The sequence below is a fragment of the Pseudanabaena sp. Chao 1811 genome, from assembly GCF_027942295.1.
Taxonomy (GTDB): domain Bacteria; phylum Cyanobacteriota; class Cyanobacteriia; order Pseudanabaenales; family Pseudanabaenaceae; genus Pseudanabaena.
Window position 1 is genome coordinate 172,896 of the sequence record NZ_CP101416.1, and the last position, 22,028, is coordinate 194,923.

Annotated in this window: 13 protein-coding genes and 2 pseudogenes; 9 read left to right on the top strand and 6 right to left on the bottom strand. The window is 43.8% G+C overall.

Annotation, left to right across the window (positions count from 1 at the left end; genetic code table 11):
- The first annotated feature begins 408 nt into the window (after nucleotides 1-408).
- Nucleotides 409-2,469 (top strand): M48 family metalloprotease, encoded by a 2,061-nt coding sequence (locus NMG48_RS00755; RefSeq protein WP_271253576.1) that lies wholly within the window; start codon nucleotides 409-411, stop codon nucleotides 2,467-2,469.
- 324 nt (nucleotides 2,470-2,793) lie between these two features.
- Here the strand turns inward: NMG48_RS00755 and NMG48_RS00760 are convergent.
- Nucleotides 2,794-3,159, bottom strand: a pseudogene (locus NMG48_RS00760) (IS1634 family transposase); the annotation flags it as partial.
- 37 nt (nucleotides 3,160-3,196) lie between these two features.
- Nucleotides 3,197-4,408 (bottom strand): IS256 family transposase, encoded by a 1,212-nt coding sequence (locus NMG48_RS00765; RefSeq protein ID WP_271251743.1) that lies wholly within the window; start codon nucleotides 4,406-4,408, stop codon nucleotides 3,197-3,199.
- Between the two features lie 76 nt (nucleotides 4,409-4,484).
- Here NMG48_RS00765 and NMG48_RS00770 point away from each other — a divergent pair.
- Nucleotides 4,485-5,255, top strand: a pseudogene (locus NMG48_RS00770) (IS256 family transposase); the annotation flags it as partial.
- Between the two features lie 121 nt (nucleotides 5,256-5,376).
- On the opposite strand, the gene NMG48_RS00775 reads toward NMG48_RS00770, so the two are convergent.
- Nucleotides 5,377-6,343 (bottom strand): IS1 family transposase gene (locus NMG48_RS00775; protein ID WP_271253577.1). Its coding sequence is split into 2 segments (ribosomal slippage): nucleotides 5,377-5,979 and nucleotides 5,981-6,343, totalling 966 coding nucleotides; the frame shifts between segments, so codons are not numbered across the junction.
- 36 nt (nucleotides 6,344-6,379) lie between these two features.
- The gene (locus NMG48_RS00780) at nucleotides 6,380-6,781 is read right to left on the bottom strand and encodes a cupin domain-containing protein (RefSeq protein ID WP_271253578.1); all 402 of its coding nucleotides are present in this window, start codon (nucleotides 6,779-6,781) and stop codon (nucleotides 6,380-6,382) included.
- Between the two features lie 190 nt (nucleotides 6,782-6,971).
- Here NMG48_RS00780 and NMG48_RS00785 point away from each other — a divergent pair, with 190 nt between their 5' ends.
- The 5 genes from NMG48_RS00785 (at nucleotide 6,972) to NMG48_RS00805 (ending at nucleotide 13,646) form a co-directional block, all read left to right on the top strand.
- A complete protein-coding gene (locus NMG48_RS00785) occupies nucleotides 6,972-7,973 on the top strand; it encodes an AraC family transcriptional regulator (RefSeq protein ID WP_271253579.1) in 1,002 nt (333 codons plus the stop codon).
- 394 nt (nucleotides 7,974-8,367) lie between these two features.
- On the top strand, nucleotides 8,368-8,667 hold the full coding sequence (locus NMG48_RS00790) for a ferredoxin (RefSeq protein ID WP_126387654.1): 300 nt from the start codon (nucleotides 8,368-8,370) through the stop codon (nucleotides 8,665-8,667).
- Between the two features lie 286 nt (nucleotides 8,668-8,953).
- Entirely contained in the window at nucleotides 8,954-9,253 is a 300-nt protein-coding gene (locus NMG48_RS00795) for a ferredoxin (RefSeq protein WP_271253580.1), read from the top strand.
- Between the two features lie 366 nt (nucleotides 9,254-9,619).
- Complete coding sequence (gene murJ / locus NMG48_RS00800; RefSeq protein ID WP_271253581.1) at nucleotides 9,620-11,332, top strand: murein biosynthesis integral membrane protein MurJ; 1,713 nt, start codon at nucleotides 9,620-9,622, stop codon at nucleotides 11,330-11,332.
- A 256-nt stretch (nucleotides 11,333-11,588) separates the two neighbouring features.
- Nucleotides 11,589-13,646, top strand: coding sequence for a serine/threonine-protein kinase (locus NMG48_RS00805; RefSeq protein WP_271253582.1), 2,058 nt, complete (start codon nucleotides 11,589-11,591; stop codon nucleotides 13,644-13,646).
- Nucleotides 13,647-13,864: 218 nt separating this feature from the next.
- Here NMG48_RS00805 and NMG48_RS00810 read toward each other — a convergent pair whose 3' ends face one another.
- Nucleotides 13,865-16,411 (bottom strand): O-antigen ligase family protein, encoded by a 2,547-nt coding sequence (locus NMG48_RS00810; protein ID WP_271253583.1) that lies wholly within the window; start codon nucleotides 16,409-16,411, stop codon nucleotides 13,865-13,867.
- A gap of 224 nt (nucleotides 16,412-16,635) precedes the next feature.
- On the opposite strand from NMG48_RS00810, the gene NMG48_RS00815 reads away from it, so the two are divergent.
- Nucleotides 16,636-17,832, top strand: coding sequence for a GAF domain-containing protein (locus NMG48_RS00815; RefSeq protein ID WP_271253584.1), 1,197 nt, complete (start codon nucleotides 16,636-16,638; stop codon nucleotides 17,830-17,832).
- A gap of 48 nt (nucleotides 17,833-17,880) precedes the next feature.
- Here the strand turns inward: NMG48_RS00815 and NMG48_RS00820 are convergent, their stop codons facing one another.
- Nucleotides 17,881-18,078: a hypothetical protein gene (locus NMG48_RS00820; RefSeq protein WP_271253585.1), complete on the bottom strand. Its 198-nt coding sequence runs from the start codon at nucleotides 18,076-18,078 to the stop codon at nucleotides 17,881-17,883.
- A 134-nt stretch (nucleotides 18,079-18,212) separates the two neighbouring features.
- Here NMG48_RS00820 and NMG48_RS00825 point away from each other — a divergent pair, with 134 nt between their 5' ends.
- Nucleotides 18,213-22,016, top strand: coding sequence for a hydantoinase B/oxoprolinase family protein (locus NMG48_RS00825; RefSeq protein ID WP_271253586.1), 3,804 nt, complete (start codon nucleotides 18,213-18,215; stop codon nucleotides 22,014-22,016).
- The last annotated feature ends 12 nt before the right edge of the window (nucleotides 22,017-22,028 follow it).

Sequence of the window (22,028 nt, forward strand, 5' to 3'; positions counted from 1 at the left end):
TGACAAGTCTCTACAGACAACTTGAACATAGCTATAGCGTTGTAGCAATCAATATGAGCTAATTGCTAACCTAATTGTGGCGATCTAAATATTAAATTCTGTAAAGATTGTTACCTTCAATATCGCTATTGTTACCAAATTGGTGTAGGGAGGCAAAATCGATTAGTTCATCCAAAAGGAAGATTTCTCGCGATCGCCTGCTTGTATAGACACCCGCGTTCGCTTACAAATAGGGGGATTTATAGCAATAGCCAAAATAAAACCCAGAAGAGAGTTGGGGCGCTTCGCGCCCCAACTCTCTTCTGGGTTTTGGTACTGCTATATTTGCAATTGCTTGACTACAGGGTAGTTAATCATGCGCGGTAAATGTCAAAATAAACTTTAACGTTGCGAGATTGAGGCGAAACGATGTCACTAAAAGCCGGGAAAGAGGCATTGTTGCGAAAACACTATACTGAGGCGATCGCCATCTTGACTGAATATAGCCAAGGTTGTGACGATCCTACATCCAAAGATTATGTGCAGTCACAAATCTGGCTTGTTTCGGCATACAAAAAGACAGGACGTGCCGATAAAGCGATCGCCATTTGTGAACAATTGGAAACCTATGCTGACCCACAGTTACAAAAATGGGCGCAAAAATCTTTAATTACCCTTCGCGCAATTCTAGCTGATCCACCCGATGATCGGATTAAGCGGAATGAAGATGTTGCCTCGGTAATTAAGTCCAATCCTCGTCGCTATCGCAAAAAAAACGTTACCCTCGCCCTTCCTTCTCGCTACACCTATTTTTTTATTGCCGCAATTCTATTCACAATCCTTTCAATTGTTGGATTGCAGTTTTTAATTGGCTATGGAATTTCGCTGATTTTTACTGATACCTTTACCAATACTTGGTTGATCGCCATTTCAATTGTGACATTCGTGATCAGCATTTTGGTGTTTTTTATGTCACCTTGGATCATCGACATTACCCAAAAGCAATATCACCGAATTCAATGGATTACTCTTGCAGATTTGGATGAGAAAAGTCCCGAAGCTGTAGAAGTTATTGAGGATTTTTGCGAAAAATATAATATTTTTGTACCGCGTTTGGGATGGATTGAGGATGATGCACCTGTTGCCTTTACCTATGGTGTGATTTCCAATTCTGCGCGAATTATCGTTAGTCGGGGTTTATTTGAATGTCTAGATGATGATGAAATCGCGGCGGTTTATGCCTATCAATTGGGAAGAATTCGGAATAAAAGCTTTGCTGTCCTGACCTTTATTTCTGCCCCTGTGCAGATTCTCTATTACCTCTATGTATTACTAAGCCGCCGCAGTTATCGAACCAAAAGTGCCAAACAAGTCTGGCAAATTGCCGCGACCTTTGCCAATGTTCTTTACTCCCTGAGTAATTATTTGCTGGTTTGGCTTTCCCATACCAGTACGATAGTCAGCGATCGCTTTGCCTCAGAAGTAACGGGCAACCCCAATGCCCTCGCCCGTGCCTTACCTAAAATGGCGCGACAAATGTTGCCCTATAATCAGCCTGCCATGCCGACTAATCGGCTTTTAGAATCGACAAGAGCGCTTGGTATCTGCGATCGCCAAACAATGACAGCGATCGGTTTAGCCATGGAAATTGCCCATGTCGGACAAACCGATCAAGATCCCTATCGCGTATTTCTATGGGAGTTATTCAATCCTTGGCGACGTTGGCTAGAGATCCATTCTACGCATCCCTTAATTGGCAAGCGTCTTAAGTTTCTATCTGGATATTCCAAACAATTAGGACTATTAACAGAATATGATTTTGAGGAATTACTCAAGGAAGAAAAGAAGCTCAATAAAAATCGCCTATATCGCAACTTTTGGCGCGACTTATTAATTCAAATCTCTCCATTTATCGGTGTAGCGATCTCCATAATTGCATCAACACTTTTATATCAACTCTTTAACCGATGGTTACTCCTGAGCTTTTCTCTGATTGGATTGGGTCTAGGCTTTATGTTTCAAGGCAGTTTACGCTATCCAGACTTTCGCAAAGTTGCTGATACCGATCTCGTCAGTTTATTAACCGATCCCTATGCCAGCTATGTTCAAGGCGCACCCGTCCAAATCCCAGGGGAATTACTTGGCTATGGTACTGATGAATTTTACATTGGCTATTCATTGCGTTTAGAAGATCAAGGTGGTTTAGCTTTTCTCAACTACATTCCTAACTTCCGCCAATGGATTATCGATCCTTCTAGTACGATTAAAAATTTAGAATTGCTATGCGATCGCTCGGTACTTGCTTCAGGTTGGTTTCGACGTGGCAAGTTTCCCATCATTGATTTATCAACATTACAACCGATCATGGAGGATCGTCCCAATCAACGCGCCTCTCTGATTAGCTACCACCAGTTTTGGAACAATATTGGTAGTTCGATTTTAGTTCTATTAGGTCTGTCAATTTTACTGCTAACTTCACGAATATTCTAAAATCCGCTAAAATTTCTTATAACAGCGAGGTCTCTATGGCACTTCCGTCCGAATTTATAGAAGGTTTAGCAAGGATATTACCTAAACCAAGTTGTTACCCATCGTAAGAAGAAAAAATGCTGCTACAAAGGAAAATAACTGAGTAGCAGCAAGAAAAATGAATAATAAAATTGTAGCGATTTATTGCCTATCGGTTTACAGCGTTGATAGTTTTCCGATTCCCTTCTGTAGAAATATCCACATTCCAAGGTCAAAAATCGGTAGTCCTAAAAAGGAAAGGATTTATTGAGCCCACATTCCGCTCGTAATGGAAGAAAAAAACAATTACGAAACAGGAGCAGGGAGGAGATAGTAGCGTTGGCAGGAGGGAGAAAAGAAATTCAAAATGTGAAGGCGAAGAGGAGACAAATTTGCAACTTGAGTCAGGTTCTGAAAAGAAACTAAATGAACCGCCATAAAACATTGAAAAATCCAACGCAAAGTTGGCGAATTAGTGGGTTTACCCAATTGATTAGGAATAGTATCTTGAGCGAGAGCTAAAGCAAGTCTGAGTTGTCGTTGAGCTAAATTATAAACGAGCAAGCAAAGCACCATAATCATGCCCAAAGCCTCAATGCGTTTAGCAGACTTGAGAAAAACACTAGAAGTAAAAAACAAAGGATCTTTGAGGAAACGAAAGCCACGCTCAGTGCCGAGATTGTCAAGTAAAATGTGTAAAGTCTAGAAGCTAGACGTGGAGACGATCCTCGAAGAGGATGGCAAAGCGATTAAGAGCAGGTTTCCAATCACGAATCGGCATCGTCCACTTCTTCGAGATATTCCGCATTGCTAAATAAACGAGCTTGAAAGCAGCATCATCAGAGGGAAAAATCTGTTGGGATTTAATCACCTTCCGCAAACTACTGTTCATCGACTCAATCGCATTGGTGGTATAAATCGCCCTGCGAATCTCGGTCGGGAAAGCAAAGAAGGGGATAATGTTTGCCCAATGACTGCGCCAAGACTTGGAGATTGATGGATATTGCTTGTCCCACTTTTCAGCAAAGAGTTCGAGATTAAACTCAGCCTCCGATTCCGTCGCCGCGCTATAAATAGCCTTGAGGTCAGCACAAACTTGCTTGCGTTGTTGCCAAGGTACAAAAGCGACCGAGTTTCTGACCATGTGGACAATGCATAACTGCACCTGAGTTTTAGGAAATACCGTCTCAATCGCATTAGGGAAACCAGTCAAGCCATCGACACAGGCAATCAAAATATCTTTGACCCCACGGTTGTGAATTTCGGTGAGTACTGACAACCAGAATTTCGCACCTTCATTCGGAGAAATCCACATACCCAGTAATTCCTTGTACCCGTCCATATTCACGCCCAAGGCAAAGTACAAGGATTTGTTAATCACTCTGCCATTGTCTCGGACTTTGATGACTAGACAGTCCAGAAAGACGATTGGATAGACTGCTTCAAGGGGACGGTTTTGCCATTGCTTCACCTCGTCAATTACTGCATCTGTAACATTGGAAATAAGTGTTGGTGATACTTCAACACCATACATTTCTTGCAACTGGGCTTGAATATCCCTGACACTCATACCTCGTGCGTAGAGAGCAATGATCTTTTCATCTAGTCCTGACAAGCGACTTTGTCCTTTCTTCACCATCTGCGGTTCAAACTCCCCTTGCCGATCTCGGGGGACTGCGATTTCGGCTACGCCAAAGTCACCTTGCACTTTTTTCTGGCTATAACCGTTGCGACTGTTGGTTTGTCCTTCTGGTCTAGGTTCGTGCTTACCGTATCCCAGATGGGTTGATAGTTCTGCTTCCAATGCTCTCTCCACCAACGCGGTTGTCAGTTGTTTCAGAATGCCTCCTTCTCCGAATAGGTCAGGTGGTGTTTTACATTCTTGCAGCAATTCGTCGAGCAATTCTTTGCGTATATTCATCAGTTTTAGTGTTGGTAATTGTGTGTCTAGATCATCTCTCTGTATATATCCCAGACTTTACACACTTCACTTTACACTCTCCGAGGTGAAGCAATGGCAAAACCGTCCCCTTGAAGCAGTCTATCCAATCGTCTTTCTGGACTGTCTAGTCATCAAAGTCCGAGACAATGGCAGAGTGATTAACAAATCCTTGTACTTTGCCTTGGGCGTGAATATGGACGGGTACAAGGAATTACTGGGTATGTGGATTTCTCCGAATGAAGGTGCGAAATTCTGGTTGTCAGTACTCACCGAAATTCACAACCGTGGGGTCAAAGATATTTTGATTGCCTGTGTCGATGGCTTGACTGGTTTCCCTAATGCGATTGAGACGGTATTTCCTAAAACTCAGGTGCAGTTATGCATTGTCCACATGGTCAGAAACTCGGTCGCTTTTGTACCTTGGCAACAACGCAAGCAAGTTTGTGCTGACCTCAAGGCTATTTATAGCGCGGCGACGGAATCGGAGGCTGAGTTTAATCTCGAACTCTTTGCTGAAAAGTGGGACAAGCAATATCCATCAATCTCCAAGTCTTGGCGCAGTCATTGGGCAAACATTATCCCCTTCTTTGCTTTCCCGACCGAGATTCGCAGGGCGATTTATACCACCAATGCGATTGAGTCGATGAACAGTAGTTTGCGGAAGGTGATTAAATCCCAACAGATTTTTCCCTCTGATGATGCTGCTTTCAAGCTCGTTTATTTAGCAATGCGGAATATCTCGAAGAAGTGGACGATGCCGATTCGTGATTGGAAACCTGCTCTTAATCGCTTTGCCATCCTCTTCGAGGATCGTCTCCACGTCTAGCTTCTAGACTTTACACATTTTACTTGACAGTCTCGAAACCTGCTCTTAATCGCTTTGCCATCCTCTTCGAGGATCGTCTCCACGTCTAGCTTCTAGACTTTACACATTTTACTTGACAGTCTCATAGCAACTCCAACATGGAAAGCGGTCGATGATATAGACCAATCGCCATAGCTGGAGTCTTATTCTTGCCTAAGCCCGCATGAGGTCTTACCCAGTTGTGCACTAATCTTTGCACAGTGACTGTGCGTTGTAATCCTTCAGTATTCTTTGAATACAGGTTTTGTCTGCGGCGATAAGCGCTACATCTACTTCTCAAGGCACTGTTGTTTGCTTCATTGTGATTAGCATGAACTTCACTCTTGTCGCTAATCGCTGTATAGGGATGCTCAGGTTTTACCCATTCGACCCGACGATTTCCCTGTGAGCCTTTGATTTTGATCGCCACTTCTAATCCATATCGCCATACTTTCCGATGTCCATACTCACGACTTACTTCGGTGGATTTGAGGTATACACTTGCCATTTGCCACAGTTGTTGGGCATATCTCCTTTCCCCATCGCTAAACCATCGGATGTATTGACTTGCCTTTCCCCATGTCCATGCTGTTTTTGTTGCTTTTGCAAATAGCTCGGTATTTTTCTGTCCTGCCTTTGCTTCAATCCAAGAGCGACTGTTACGTTCGATAAATATCACTGTCCACCCTTTTGATTCACTGGGGGGGAAGGTTCTCGCCTACGCGAGTATAAATTTCATCTCCTTCAATAGTCACTTCTCCTCCTGCTGGGGCTTCTGGACTCCATTGTTCTGCATGATTTGCCAGTTTTTGCTCCCATCTCATGATGCTAGTGTGTGATTTTTCTAGCACTCTCCCACTTGCTCTGATTCCCATCCCCTCTGTCCTCATTTTCAGGGCATAGGACACGATACTTGCTGGGGTTCTTAGCCTTGACATCGCTGTTCCTGTCCGTTCGTTGAATCGCTTGCCACATCCTTTCCATAAATAATTTTGGATCGCTTTGCCGTCTTGGTGGTAATCTCTGCCATTTTTGACCCCCTGTTCACTTTGGCAGTGCGGACATTTCATCTTTGCCTCCTTGTCTCTACCTCTTTATTTTAACCCTCACTCCTTTACTGACCAGTGCCCGTCAGGCATCTCTCGAATTTGTTCTGACATTTCAGTAAAGAATTCATCAATGGCTCCACCAACGCTCCATGCAAGAAAACGAACGGGTTGATGGGTATCGTTCCTGTAGCCGTGAATTGTTCCTGCGGGTACATGCACAAAATCACCAGTTTCAATCGTCAATTCTTGGCTACCTAATTGCATCACCATCATCCCTGCCAACATAAAGTAGCTTTCTTCTTCCTTAGCATGGGTATGGGGAGGAACAGAACCCGTTGGCGGAACCTCCACCGTCATTACCGCCATACGGTTGGGTGAATCCGAGGCTTTTAATTTGATACAAATGCGATCGCTTAATACTTGTAGGGTTTCACCTGCCTGACCTCGTAATACTGTCATCTGACTATGCCCTCTCTAAAATCTGTGTTTAGTTAAATAAGTGGAACTTTTGATAGCTTTAGACTACTGGTTAACCCACTTGCAAAGCAGTGACTAAAAGCGTCGAAAAAATTGACTTAAAATGTCACTGTGCTAAAAATGCCACTCTGACCATGTAATGCATAATCCTGAGAGCATTGAGAGGTCTCTCATGCAAAATTCTGTTTCAGTTAAACTCGTGCAAGCGATTTTAGAGGCTGCTGCCCACTGTGGTCTGGAGTCCAAGCATATTCTCTCTGACCTAAAGCTTGCCCCAAGCTGTCTAGAGGATGTGGATGGGCGGATTTCCCACGAGCGTTTTTGTGCGCTTTGGCAAGTCATTATGCTGCGATCGCCCACTAGCTGTATCGGCTTGCGAATGGCGACATTGGCAAAACCGAAAACTTGGGATGTCTTAGGTTATGCCATGCATAGCAGCGCCTATTTGGGAGAAGCATTTGATCGGCTAGTCCGTTACTCTCGTCTTAGACATACTGGAGCCGAATTTACCTTTGAAGTTCAGGGAGATGTTGCCCAAATTACGATGGCAATTCCTAGTACAGTCCTACCACCAAATGATGCGATGGGTGAATGGGTGGGAGCCAACTTTGTACTATTGAGTCGTCAGTTAACAGGCTTAGATTTAGTGCCGCTACACATGGGCTTCCAGCACTCTAAACCCAAGGACTTGTCGGCTTACCATCACTTTTTTAGGTCTCCTTTAGCATTTGATCAACCCGTCAATGAAATGAGACTAGATGCAGCACTGATCCAACATCCCTTAGTGCAAGCTGATCCGAGTCTCTCTTGTATTCTCGATCGCCATGCCGAAGAACTCTTGGCTCGATTGCCACAATCTGAAGGTTTACTCGATAGTGTCCATCGCTTGATGAGTCAAGGATTGCGGGGAGGTGATCCGAGTTTAAAAGCGATCGCTCAGCAACTTGGCTATGCTCCCCGTACCCTCCAACGGAAGCTAGACGAGGCAGGTACTTCTTACCATAAGCTGCTAGATGATATGAGGCGAGAACTTTCGATTTACTATTTGCGGGAAGCACAAATTGCGGTGAGCGAGGTCGCTTTTTTGTTGGGATTCTCAGAAACCAGTGCATTTCATCGTGCCTTTCGCCGTTGGATGGGAGTTTCCCCTAGCGAGTTTCGCCGTAGTGCCTAACAGCTTGGCAGTGAACTTAGATATATTGAATTTTCCTATTAAAACCTCCTCTATAAATTAAGATCACAGATAAGTTAACAAAAACTTATCGAATATTTTTAAATTCAAACGAAACCTCATCATTTTATAGACCTATCAAAACACCTAAAAGCTCTGACTAGAGGAGGATTTAGCTAATTTAGATGTACCAAAAGCAATCTATAACTATCACCTATCACCAATGATAGAAATAAAAACCTAACTGTTTGTCGTGATGCCAAGAGCGATATGATGCGTTTTATGCCCTTGTGGGTGATGGAAATAAACAGAAATTGGCTGAGTGCCTATACTTGGGTACAAATTCAAGACCACGTTTATTAATTTGGCTGCAATCTTTAAGAGGTCTATTACATTCATGGCTACTACCTACAAAGTAAAATTGATTGATAACGAAGGTAACTCTCAGACTATTGATGTACCTGCTGATGAGTACATCTTGGATGTTGCCGAAGCTCAAGGAATTGATCTTCCTTACTCTTGCCGTGCTGGTGCTTGCTCTTCCTGTGCAGGTAAAATTGTTAAGGGTGAAATCGATCAGGGCGATCAATCTTTCTTAGATGATGAGCAAATCGAAGCTGGTTACGCTCTGCTTTGTGTAACCTATCCCCAGTCTGATCTCGAAGTCTTGACCCACCAAGAAGAAGCTCTATACTAATCGCTTCTTTGTTATAAATATTTTTAAAGCTGCGATCGCCAGCTAAATATAGCCTAGCTAAAAGGCAAAAGAGAGTTGTGACATGTCGCAACTCTCTTTTGCCTTTTGTTGTCTGTTTTTTGGTATTGCTGTATCAAAATTACAAAATTAATTGTTAGCTGTAGGTCTTGCCCAATTAGAGTTGAGAGCAATAAATGTTGCTCGACTCAGTATTTCTCTCTTGTTTAGGTCTCGGATATCACTTATGATTGGGGCTGCAATCTTTAACAGGTTTATTACGGAAAACATGGCTACTTACAAAGTAACGCTTATTAACGCAGCTGAAGGCATCAACAAAACCATCAACGTACCTGCTGACGAGTACATTCTTGATGTTGCAGAAGCTGAAGGTCTAGATCTTCCTTACTCCTGTCGCGCTGGTGCTTGCTCATCCTGTGCAGGTAAAGTCGTCAGTGGCACTGTTAATCAAGAAGATCAGTCTTTCCTAGATGACGATCAGATTGAAGCTGGATATGTCCTTACCTGTGTTGCTAAGCCAACCTCTGATGTCACCATCGAAACCCATAAAGAAGAAGAGCTTTACTAACATAGAACTACTTTGGGGTGATTTGCGCGCCCTAAAGCATTTCATGAATACTGTGAATTCTTTATGTAGAGCATCGTAAACATTACGAAAGCGCCGATCGCTAGCTAACTATTATTTAGCAATCGGTGCTTTTTTCATGCTCGGTAGATAGTTATAGCTGCTGCCAAGTGTATCAGGACGTAAAACCCCAAAGGGAGTTGCGGTGCTTTGCACCGCAACTCCCTTTGGGGGCGGTATATATAATTAAAAAGCTGTGGCGCACTCACAGAGTGTGCCACAGCTTTTTAATTACGCCTTTAGTTACCACAACGATGTGATTTGGTGTTACATTTTTCAGAGTTTAAATTGTAAAGGGCAGCACCAATTTTGTCTGGCAACGAAGAAGATATCGTCATCGAACCTCAACCACCACAATCCACTAAGCGATCGCTTCTCAATATCGCGACGATTGTGGCAGTTGCCACTTTATTGAGCAAAATATTTGGTCTACTGCGCCAAGTGGCGATCGCTGCTGCTTTTGGTAATGGCACAGCCTATGGTGCATATAACTTTGCCTATGTAATTCCTGGATTTTTATTAATTCTCCTCGGCGGCATTAATGGTCCCTTTCACAGTGCGATCGTCAGTGTCCTCGCCAAACGCGATCGCCGCGAAGTTGCCACGATTATCGATAGCATCACCACGATCGTTACGGGCATTTTGCTATTGGTGACGATCGCTTTGGTGATTTTTGCGGAACCATTAATGCACCTAGTCGCTCCTGGCTTATTTGTGCCAGAGGCAGATTTATTGGCTAAGGGCATCTCCCTTGAAACGATTCAAAATCTCAAGATTACTAAAGACATTGCCATTCAGCAGTTTCAGATCATGGCTCCGATGGCAGTCTTAGCAGGGCTCGTGGGTATTGGCTTTGGGGCGCTCAATGCCTCAGATACCTACTGGCTACCTTCGGTGAGTCCGATCTTTTCTAGCTTGACTGTCTTAATTGGCATCGGTGGTTTAGTTTGGACGATGGGCGACAAAATCTTGCTGCCTGAAAACGCAATGTTAGGTGGTGCAGTCCTCGCTTGGTCAACAATGGCGGGAGCAGTGTTGCAATGGCTGGTGCAGTTACCTGTGCAGATCAAATCGGGTATGGGGGGCTTTAAACTAAGGTTTGATTGGCAGCGTCCCGAGGTCAAAGAAGTGATGAAAATCATGGTTCCTGCCACTTTTTCATCGGGGATGCTGCAAATTAATGTCTGGACGGACTTATTTTTTGCTTCCTTTATTCCTAATGCGGCGGCGGCAGTTTCAGCAATGGGCTATGCAGGGTTACTGGTGCAAACGCCATTAGGAATTTTGTCGAATGTGATTCTTGTACCGTTGTTTCCCGTTTTATCGAAACTAACCGATCCCGAAAATTGGGATGAACTGAAACAGCGTATCCGTCAGGGTTTGATGCTCACAGCTTTAACGATGTTACCCCTGAGTGGTTTGATGGTAGCGCTAGCTTTGCCGATCTCTCAGGTGGTGTATGAGCGCTATGCCTTTGATACTGAGGCTTCACAGCTAACCGCTGCTGTATTGATGGCTTACTCTGTAGGCATGTTTGTGTATTTGGGGCGTGATGTATTGGTGCGGGTGTTTTATGCGTTAGGGGATGGCGATACACCTTTTAAAATTAGCATTGTTAATATTTTCCTGAATGGACTATTTGATTACTTTCTTGTCCAAAAATTTGGCGCTCCGGGATTGGTACTAGCGACAGTTGCCGTCAACCTGATCTCGATGATTGTGATGATGTATTTACTTGATCGCCGTTTAAATGGAATGCCTCTAAAAAGTTGGAGTGTAACTATTTTGGGACTAACGATCGCCAGTGTGATCGCAGGTGGTGCAAGTTGGGGGATCTATCATTTACTCAGCCAAAGCTTTGATAGTTTTGGTATGTTGGCAAAATTTGGTGCAAAGCTAGGTGGTTTAGCGATCGCTAGTGCTATTGGTCTAACTATATTTGGGGCGATCGCGGTACAAATGAAAATCCCTGAAATTAGCACTCTCACCAATCAAATTAAGCGTCGCTTTTCACGTAAATAAACACAATCTTATGAGGCAGCGCTTTGCGCCGCCTCATAAGATTGTCCTAACAAGATGGGTGACAGCTATAAAATTACGTGAGTTCGATAACGCCATTTGCGCGGCGCTTTGCGCTACGTAAATGGCGGAAAATGGTAAAAATCGCTAAGCGATTTTTACCATTTTCCGCCTTCGTCGAACTAACGTTAAAATTGATTGGCAATATGTCAAGATGATTAGCAAATCTGAGACATTCCCAGAAAAACTTCAATAACTTATGAGTCTTACAGCAGGGCAGTTAGTCGGCGGACATTACGAAGTTATGACACGGTTAGGTGGTGGTGGCTTTGGCGAGACCTATCTCTCACGGGATTTGCATCTACCTGATCGTCCATCACGGGTAATCAAAAGATTATGTCCTCGCAATTCAGACTCAAGTTTGTTGCAGCTCTCACGACGGCTCTTTGAGACGGAAGCACAGGTGCTTTACCGTTTAGGGGCGCATCCGCAAATACCCCAACTATTTGCCCACTTTGAAGAATTATCAGAATTTTATCTAGTTCAAGAATATATCGATGGCAAAGACCTCAGCCATGAATTGATTAGAGGCAAAATTTGGGAGCAGTTTGCAGTTGTCGATCTATTGCAAAATCTGCTCACAGTGCTGAGTTTTGTGCATCAACACAATGTAATTCATCGTGATATAAAACCTGAAAATATTATTAGGCGGCGTGATGGACAGCTTTTCTTAATTGATTTTGGTGTTGTTAAGCAAATTGCTACGCCAACAATGGTTTTGAATGGACATGAGGAAGCTGTCTACACAGTGGGAATTGGCACCCCCGGATATATGCCTAGTGAGCAGGCGCATGGAGAACCTAAGTTTGCCAGTGATCTCTATGCGATCGGTATGATTGGCATCCAAGCTTTGACAGGCATTCCGCCTAGCCATTTAGAGAAAGATGACAATCTCGAAATTGTGTGGCGACCACTTGCCCCGAAAGTCTATCCCGAATTTGCAGATATTCTCTCGCGGATGGTGCGGTTTGATTTTCGCCAGCGTTATGCCAATGCCCATATTGCCTATGAAGCCCTCAAAGAATTTCGCGATCGCTATCCGATTTCTGATGTCAATCACAGCTTGCCCACAATCAGACTGAGTACGATTCAGTCTAGTAATGCTATTAGTGACTCTGTGCGCGATCTCCATTCTGCCCAGAATCCGCCATCCAAGAAATCAGCAATTTGGCAATATCTCCAACCTTGGCAGTGGTTTTTAGGATTTACAACTCTTGGCGCGATCGTGATTACCACAGTTGTACTTCTCTTATCAGTCCCACCCAAAGCAAGTCGCACTGATGTTTCGGAAGAAGTCACCCCAGCCACTACGGTTCCTCAAAACTCTACACAAACCTCATTAAAAGATGCTCCTAGTTCTGGCACGACCACAGGTTCTATTTCTTTAGTTAAGGAGTTTTCTAGTAATGATGCGATTTACGGAGTTGCTCTGAGTCCCGATGGTAAAACCTTGGCTGGGGCAAGTGCTGAGCGCAATATTGACCTATGGGATTTTGCAACGGGTAAAAAAATTCAAACCTTAAAAGGGAATACAGGTCGAGTTTACGATATTTACTTTAGCCCTGACGGTAAGAGGTTGGTTAGTGCTAGTGATGATCGCAAAGTGATGATTTGGGATGTGAAATCTAGCAAGACTTTGAATATCCTTGAGGGGCATCAGGAACGGGTATATACTGCGATTTTTAGTCCCGATGGCAAAATGATTGCTAGTTCTGGTGGCGATCGCACGATTCGGTTATGGAATGCGGAAACTGGTAAACCCATCAAGACATTCCTCGAAAAATCTTGGGTCTATGATGTGTCCTTTACGCCCGACGGCAAAGTTTTAGTGAGTGCTTGCAAAGATGGGGCAATTCACCTATGGAATGTTGAAACAGGAAAAGTGGTCAAAACTCTGGTGGAAAGTGGTAGCTCTGTCCGTGCCATCAACTACAGCAATAATGGCAAACTGATTGCAAGTGCAATGGAAGATAATACGGTGCGTCTATGGGATGCCACCACAGGTCAGTTAAAGGAAGTGCTGACGGGGCATACGGGTGAAGTGCATACCCTCGATTTTAGTAAGGATGATCGCTTACTTGCCAGTGGCAGTGCGGATAAGACTGTCCGAGTGTGGCATTTAAAAGAAAAGCGATCGCCACAGGTTTTAGCTGATCACGAACGTGGTGTTGCTTCCGTGGAATTTAGCCCCGATCAGAAGTTTTTGATTAGTGGCAGTCTCGATGGCAAAATCAAAATCTGGAAATTAGCTTTATAAAGGTATTAACATACTTGACGGACAAATCTCTAAAACCCCCTCTAACTCCCCCTTGGAAGGGGGAGAACTTAGACTTCCCCCCTTTCAAGGGGGGACTGAGGGGGGTAAAAATCTGCGCAGTGTGTCAAGTATATTAACGCCTTTATAAAATGGTCAGCATTTTGCACTGGACTTAAACCAAAAAGCTGTGACGCTCGCGCAGCGAGCGTCACAGCTTTTCATAAAAATAGATCTTTTAAAAAGAAAGATATTTCGGCGCGATCGCTGACATTGAAAAAGTCAAGGGGAACCACTCCATCCACATGCCGACTGACCACATTAAAGCCTAATCTGGCGCGTCGATAGTTAATGATCAGAGGACTATTGGCAGGTAAAGGCTGACGTAACCAAGCATCGAAATTCGTGGCTTGGTTCATGCGATCGCTCATAGCTTTAACTATGGCAACAGAACGCTCATCGGGCAAACTGCTAGAAGCAAATACATAGGCTCTTTCTAGTAATTTATCGCGCAAGTTGGGATTGAGCCAAGCCGAAACTACCATTTCTAAAGGTGTTTGTGGATTTTGTTTCACTGATGTTAATCCGTCCACATCATTAGCGATCGCCTTAGCGAGCAGTAATGCCATAGGATTTCCCGTTTGTTTGAGTTCGGTTATGGCATTCGGCTGTCCTGTCCACCATCTTAAAGCGGCAAGATGCAAGGCCTGACTGGGATTACTGCTATATTGGCGCTCCACACTTGCCACGATCTGCGGATATAGCGCTTGAAAGGTATCATCTGACCACATTGGGCTAGTAATAAAAATCGGATCATTAACTACTTCCGTAGTAATCGCCTTAATCGCTTCAGCCGTCTTGCCCTGACGCAATAAACTCACCCCTAAACCAAAATAGAGCGATTTTTTTAGAGGAAGTAGCTCTAAAGCGCGTCGGAAATAAGTCTCTGCTTCTGGCGCGGCGCTACTTGAAGTTTGCTGAAGACTGAGCCATGCCGCCGCATTGTAAGCTGCTTCGTTATTAGGGTTAGTGGCGATCGCGGTTTTGATCCATGCCAATCCCTCTTTTTGCCAAGTTTGCGCCTGCGGTAAATTGCTGTAGGTAAGGGCAAGGTCAGCTAAGTTCCAACCCAATTGATAGGGATAGTAAGGCTCCCAAGGGGCAAGTTGATTGGCAAGTTTGAGGCGATCTTGAAATTTATCAACGGCGGCGATCGCTTCAGGTAGAAATTCCTGTTTTGCATTGGCTAAATCTACCTTTGCCCTTGATAAATAGATAAACCCTACACTTGATGCTTGCCAAGCCGTATTCACAGGTACTAACCAAGCGATCGCCGCAACAAGATAAACTGTGGTAATCATTGCTAACCACAGACGGGGCTGTTTGTAATAGCCAAGGGTAATGAGTTCGCCTGTATGTAACTGTCCTAAATAAGCTAAAGCCGCAAAGATAATCACTAAACTGCCACTAATTGCAGGGACATCAAGCTGATAGTCCGTAATTGCCAACATGCCATAGCCCAGCAAACTACCAAATAGTCCATAGGCGATCGCTTGATCCTGCGGATGAGCCTGCCAACTGCGAGAGCGATGCAATTTGATAAAAAGAGATGCGATCGCTACTAATAAAACGACAAAGGTAATCACAGCACCAATCCCTAGTTCTGCCCAGAGATGCACAGGTGTGCTGTGCAATTGGAATAAAATCTCCGCTTCGCGCCCTGCCCATTGGGGACGATATTGCTGATAGAGCATAATTGCCGAGCCTGCCCCTGCCCCAAATAGCCAATGATCTAAGCCCATGCGCCAACCCACATCGGCAGCAATGGTTCTAAACAGTAATTCCCCAGAGCCTTGGGTCGGATTTGCAAAACTAGTGAGCAATCCTGATATCAAAGATCGCAAGCGATTATTTGCCGCTATTAGTAATCCGAATATGGTGATCGCCCCTGTCCCGCCAAAAATGACTAACCAGCGACTAACGTTGCTACGAAATAGTGCCACGATAATTGCATATAAAACTATGGCTCCCAATCCCAAAAATCCGCCCCGTGAACTGGTGGTATATAAATCAATTAGCCCTAGCCCAATGCCTAATAGCCAGATTGATCGCCACATCCCCTTTTGGGCGATCGCTAAACTTCCAAAAAGTGGCAACACTAACATCAAAAATCCTGCCACATAATTTTGATGCCCCATCGGGGCCCAATTGCGAGACATCAAATCCGAAAAGTCGTAATTAAGATTGAGTCCCCATTGATTTAGCTTGGCTAATTGCGCTAGCTGTGGCAGCCATGTTTGCGTTGTCCATAGAAATAAGCTTTCAATAATTACAGCTATTCCCAGCAAACCTTGAAATCTGAGAATTGATAAGACTCCCGAATCCCTAGAGTTATTTGATGATGTGGAGTTATGTCCTATATTGTCAGTTACATGCAGAAAATTATTAGTTACATATAGCGCAATCAAATACCCAAAGGCAGTCAAGCTATACCACATCCCCTGATTGGGAAATTGCGAAAACATTGTGGATAAGCAGAGGGTGACAAAGCCAGAACCAACTACCCAGTCAAAGCTGCTACCTAATAAATAAAAGGGTTTATCCTTGCGCCAGAGATTAAGCAAACCTGCGATCGCAAAGCATAGTAATCCCACTTGCCACAGCAGTACAAAGGGAAATCCCACCATTTGTGTACTGCTATCGGGTAGTAAAGTGAATAAGATATAGGCGGCGATGCCTAACTGGATGATTAACCGACCTGTACTCATAAAACTCGACACCCAAACTCAGCAAAGGATAATCAACAAAAATAATCAATAAAAATTAGCAATTTACGGGAAAGAAGACAATTTCTAGCTTTTCTCTGGTAAATCAACAGGTTAAACTTAATTATGTCAGCAATTCTCATATCAAAACCGATTTTGGGGTGGCATCATCCATAGACCTGTTTAAAAATCGGGATATTATGGCGATCGCTCATACTTTGTAACTTATGAACGAAGTTTTATCATCTTGGGATTCTAGTGAAGTAATAGGGGTTGAATTAATTGCCAATGCAATGTTCTCAAGTACTAACCCTGAAGAGCTATTAAAAATATTCTTAACTAGTTTGGGGGAAAATCTCGCTGTCAATCGAGCTGCTATTTACCAGTTTATTGACCATAATCAGGGCAAAGTGCTTGTAGAAGCTGTTTCTCAAAATTATCAGAGCATTAGAAATCAAGTATATCCAATTAATTATTTTGGAATAGCTTGCCCCAACAACTATCCTTGCGATCGCCCTGTGATTTTGTCAGATCTTTCTCAAGTAACTGAGACTTTGACTATCCATAATTATTGGCAAAGTACACAGGTTAACTCTATGATGTCAGCGCCAATCTTATTGGATGAAGCCACATCAATTAATCAAATCTGGGGATTAGCTTTTGTCCAACAATGCGATCGTTCAAGAATATGGAAATCCCATGAAGCTGACTTTCTCTTTAAAATGTCCCAAGTTTTAAGCCAATGCTTGCAATATTGGCAATTGCGATTGAGATCACCTGCCTTCTCTAAATTGTTTTCTATCGGTTCCCAATATCCAAGCCAGCCATTTGGTGATAACGATCAAGAAGAATTTATTGCCAAAAGAGTAGAGCTATCTCCAGATCTAGAAGAGATACCGACACAGACAGAGACTGGCTCTGAGGAAATCGCAGTGTCGAGTAGCTTTAATATTCCCGATGATGAAGACAATGAAATCCTTGATAGGGTTAATTTTAAAAGTAGTCAAACTTCTATTAATCAAGCTATTAATCTCGCAATGCAAAAACTGGAGAGGCAGAGGCAAAATAGTTCTGCGCAATATTCCCATGATTTTGTGCAAATAGATGATTTCCAAGAATTCGATGGATTTGATGATGTTGATGTCGAATCTTTAACTTTAGAAGATGTCTTAGAAGATATTCACCATGAGCAACCTCAAGATAAAGTTAGCTATTTGCAGCGAAGAGTCCAAGAATTGACAGAATCGCTACAGCAGAAGCTAGATGAAGTCGAAATACTTCAGGAACAAATTCAAGAATTAACGGAATCTCAAAGAAAATGTAGCGAGATATTGCTAGCTTTACAGTCAGAAAATCTCACGAAAACGATTAAAGATGCCGTCGTAGAAGTTTACCGTTCCCTTTTATCTGACTCATCAGCATAATAACTGGTAACTAGAAGCGGTGCAAAGCGCCGCTTCTAAATTCTTCTGCTATTTACGAGTTACGACTGCTTCAATATGAGCAGTTTGAGTTTTAACATTTGTGTCTGTATCAACTTTGCCTTCTACGGCAGTGATCGCCCAACGCAATGGTTCTCCATGTTTGGCTAGCTCCTGTTCAACGGTTTTAGCGATCGCTTCTTGCTTCTCATTAATCTCAATTTCCGCAGTAATAAAATGGGTAGTCATTTTGGTTGATTTTGGCTTAAGTTAATAGTTTGATTAATTAGGATTGTATAGTGATTTGCTGCTATTGGATATAACTTTCGCGGCGATCGCCTATCATCAAAAATATATAGCAGTTGCCAATAACATCATTTGCCATGAGTTCTGATTCGGAAAAGGTTAGCAAAATTAACACAAATTCTAAATGGCAGTTTTGGATTGATCGCGGTGGTACTTTTACCGATATTGTCGCCCAACGTCCCGATGGCGAGATTGTGCTGCATAAATTGCTTTCGGAAAATCCCGATCGCTACACCGATGCGCCGATTCAAGGAATTCGCGATATTTTAGGACTTTCGATCAATGAAGCAATTCCTATTGAGCAAATTGCCGCAATTAAAATGGGAACGACGGTGGCGACTAATGCTTTGTTAGAACGAAAAGGCGATCGCACGGTTTTATTAATTACTAAGGGATTCCGCGATGCCTTACGCATCGGCTATCAGCATCGCCCGAATATTTTTGCTCGCCATATTGTGTTACCTGAAATGCTCTATGAGCAGGTAATTGAAATAGAAGAACGTTATAGCGCTCATGGGGAAGTTCTCATTTCTTTAAATGAGGATTTGGCGATTCAAGAATTACAAAAAGCTTATGATTTAGGAATTAGGGCTTGTGCGATTGCTTTAATGCATAGTTATCGCTATCCGCACCATGAGCAAAGGTTAGCCGAATTAGCTGAGCAAATTGGCTTCACGCAAGTTTCTGTATCCCATGAAATTAGTTCCTTAATTAAGTTTGTTAGTCGTGGCGATACGACGGTTGTGGATGCCTATCTATCGCCAATTCTCAAACGCTATGTCGATCTCGTTAGTGCTGAACTTAATCAGACCCTCACCTCTAGCCCCTCTCCTGTGGGAGAGGGGAATGCGACCCTCACCCCTAGCCCCTCTCCCGCAGGAGAGGGGAATGCGACTACAAAATTAATGTTTATGCAGTCTAATGGCGGCTTGACGGAAGCGAAGACTTTTCAAGGGAAAAATAGTATTCTTTCGGGACCGGCAGGCGGGATTGTGGGGGCAGTGCAAACCTGTCTGCAAGCAGGTTTTGAGAAAATCATTAGTTTTGATATGGGTGGAACTTCTACAGATGTGGCGCATTATGCGGGAAGTTATGAGCGATCGCTATCTACAGAAGTTGCTGGGGTGAGGCTGAGTACACCGATGATGGCAATCCATACGGTGGCGGCGGGTGGCGGCTCGTTACTGTTTTTTGATGGCGCAAGGTATCGCGTAGGACCTGAATCAGCAGGCGCATTTCCTGGCCCCGCCTGTTATCGCAATGGCGGTAATTTAGCCGTAACCGATTGCAATGTGATGTTAGGGAAGTTACAGCCTGATTTCTTTCCGAAAGTATTTGGGAAAGATGGGAATTTGCCCCTCGATCGCGAAGTTGTGGTTGAGAAGTTTACGGAATTAGCGCAAACCATTAGCCAAACCACAGGTCAAACGGTTACGCCTGAAGTTGTCGCCCAAGGATTCCTAGAAATTGCTGTCGAAAAAATGGCGATGGCTATTAAGAAAATATCGGTGCAGCGCGGCTATGATGTCTCGGAATATGTCCTCTGTTGCTTTGGTGGTGCGGGTGGTCAGCACGCCTGCGCGATCGCGGATGTGTTAGGTATGACGCAGGTATTTATCCATCCCTACGCAGGGGTACTATCCGCCTATGGTATCGGTTTAGCGGATATTCGCACAATTCGCGATCGCTCGGTGGAGTCAGAGCTAAATTTAGAACTACTTGCGGAACTGGAAACTATGGCGCAAAATCTTAGTGAAGAGGGCAAGAGCGAGATTTTGCAAGGTAATGAGGATGGCGATTTGCAGGTTGAAACCAGTTTGCGACTGCGTTACACAGGTACAGATTCATCGCTAACTGTAATAATTCCGAATCCTCTCAACTTCTCTTCTCAAGAAACTTTTGATTATTTGCGAACTAATTTTGAAGCTTTGCACAAGGATCGCTATGGCTTCATCTTTGCAGACAAGGCTCTAATCGTTGAAGCGATCGCTGTGGAAACCATCATTTCAAGGAAAAAGGAGAAAGGAAAAAGGAAAAAGGCTAATAGCCAACAGCCAAAAGCTAATAGCCAATCTAACAGCCAAAAAGCCCAAGTCTATATGGCAGGCGCATGGCGCGAAACTCCTGTATTTCAGCGGGAGGATTTGCGGGTAGGCGATCGCATTGTAGGGGCAGCATTGATTATTGATGCGACGGGTACTAATGCGATCGAACCTAATTGGGAAGCAGAGTTAAATGAGGATGATTGTTTGATATTGAGGCGATCGCCTCAATATCAAAATCAAATGTCTGGAGGAGAAGAAATTGAAGTCCCCCTTATTAAGTGGGATTTAGGGGGATCTCTTCCCGATCCGATTAAATTAGAAATCTTTAATAATCTCTTTCAATCCATTGCCGAGCAGATGGGGTTTACCCTGCAAAATACGAGTGCAAGTGTGAATATCCGTGAGCGCTTGGACTTTTCCTGTGCGATTTTCGATCGCGAAGGCGAATTAGTTGCCAATGCACCGCATATTCCTGTGCATCTTGGATCGATGGGTGAAAGCGTCAAGGCTTTAATCAAAGAAAAGGGAACAGAAAATATCCATTTTGGTGATGTGTTTGCAACAAATAATCCCTATAACGGAGGAACCCATTTACCTGATATCACGGTAATTACGCCTGTATTTATTGATTCCGAACAGCCGATTTTTTATGTTGCTTCGCGCGGACATCATGCAGATATTGGTGGGATTACCCCCGGTTCCATGCCTTCTAATAGTACCAGTATCGAAGAAGAAGGAATTCTCTTTGACAATTTCCAACTTGTAAAAAATGGTCAGTTTTGCGAAGCGGAAACCCTCGCTTTATTAACTTCTAGTGCATATCCCGCCCGTAATCCTGCTCAAAATATTGCCGATTTACAAGCCCAGATCGCCGCCAATGAATGTGGAGCAAAGGAACTTAAGCGCATGGTGAATCATTATAGTGCGACAATAGTGCAAGCCTATATGGGTTTTGTGCGCGACAATGCAGAAGATGCTATTCGGAAGGCGATCGCTAATCTTGCCAAGGAAAAAGATGAACGTAGGTTTGTTTATCCGATTGATAATGGAAGTCAAATAGTTGTTTCCGTAAGTTTAGATCCCATTGAGAGAACGGCAAAGATTGACTTTACGGGAACTTCGGCGCAATTAGGAAATAACTTTAATGCGCCGCTTGCGGTGTGTAAAGCCGTTGTTTTGTATGTGTTCCGTACTCTCGTTGATGATGATATCCCTCTCAATGGGGGATGTTTGGAACCTTTGGAAATTATTGTTCCTGAAGGCTCGATGCTTAATCCTGTTTATCCTGCGGCGGTAGTGGCGGGAAATGTGGAGACTTCTCAGGCGATCGCCAATGCTTTGTATGGTGCATTGGGCGTGATGGCAGCCTCACAGGGGACGATGAATAACTTTACCTTTGGTAGCGATCGCTATCAATATTACGAAACTATTTGCGGCGGATCGGGTGCGGGGATTGATTTTGATGGTACTGATGCGATTCAAACGCACATGACCAATTCGCGACTCACCGATCCTGAGATTCTGGAATGGCGATTTCCTGTTCTTTTGGAAGAGTTCTCCATCAGGGCAAATAGTGGCGGGAAGGGCAAACACAGAGGCGGTAATGGTGTGACGAGGCGGATCAAGTTTCTAGAACCGATGACTGCGGCGATTTTGTCGAGTAGTCGCGTGATTCCTCCCTTTGGCTTAAATGGTGGCGAAGCGGGTGCAACTGGACGCAATTATGTAGTTAGGAATGATGGCACGATTACCGATTTAACCAGTACGGCGACAGTCCAAATGGAGTCTGGAGATACTTTTGTAATTGAAACTCCTGCGGGGGGAGGCTATGGATAGTTATGCAAAAGT

Bases quoted from the DNA above. Each gene is read 5' to 3' on its own strand.
- NMG48_RS00815 (WP_271253584.1), top strand. From the start codon at position 16,636: ATGAACGAAGTTTTATCATCTTGGGATTCTAGTGAAGTAATAGGGGTT.
- NMG48_RS00810 (WP_271253583.1), bottom strand. From the start codon at position 16,411: ATGAGTACAGGTCGGTTAATCATCCAGTTAGGCATCGCCGCCTATATC.
- NMG48_RS00785 (WP_271253579.1), top strand. From the start codon at position 6,972: ATGCAAAATTCTGTTTCAGTTAAACTCGTGCAAGCGATTTTAGAGGCT.
- NMG48_RS00820 (WP_271253585.1), bottom strand. From the start codon at position 18,078: ATGACTACCCATTTTATTACTGCGGAAATTGAGATTAATGAGAAGCAA.
- NMG48_RS00795 (WP_271253580.1), top strand. From the start codon at position 8,954: ATGGCTACTTACAAAGTAACGCTTATTAACGCAGCTGAAGGCATCAAC.
- NMG48_RS00825 (WP_271253586.1), top strand. From the start codon at position 18,213: ATGAGTTCTGATTCGGAAAAGGTTAGCAAAATTAACACAAATTCTAAA.
- NMG48_RS00790 (WP_126387654.1), top strand. From the start codon at position 8,368: ATGGCTACTACCTACAAAGTAAAATTGATTGATAACGAAGGTAACTCT.
- NMG48_RS00780 (WP_271253578.1), bottom strand. From the start codon at position 6,781: ATGACAGTATTACGAGGTCAGGCAGGTGAAACCCTACAAGTATTAAGC.
- NMG48_RS00805 (WP_271253582.1), top strand. From the start codon at position 11,589: ATGAGTCTTACAGCAGGGCAGTTAGTCGGCGGACATTACGAAGTTATG.
- NMG48_RS00765 (WP_271251743.1), bottom strand. From the start codon at position 4,408: ATGAATATACGCAAAGAATTGCTCGACGAATTGCTGCAAGAATGTAAA.
- NMG48_RS00755 (WP_271253576.1), top strand. From the start codon at position 409: ATGTCACTAAAAGCCGGGAAAGAGGCATTGTTGCGAAAACACTATACT.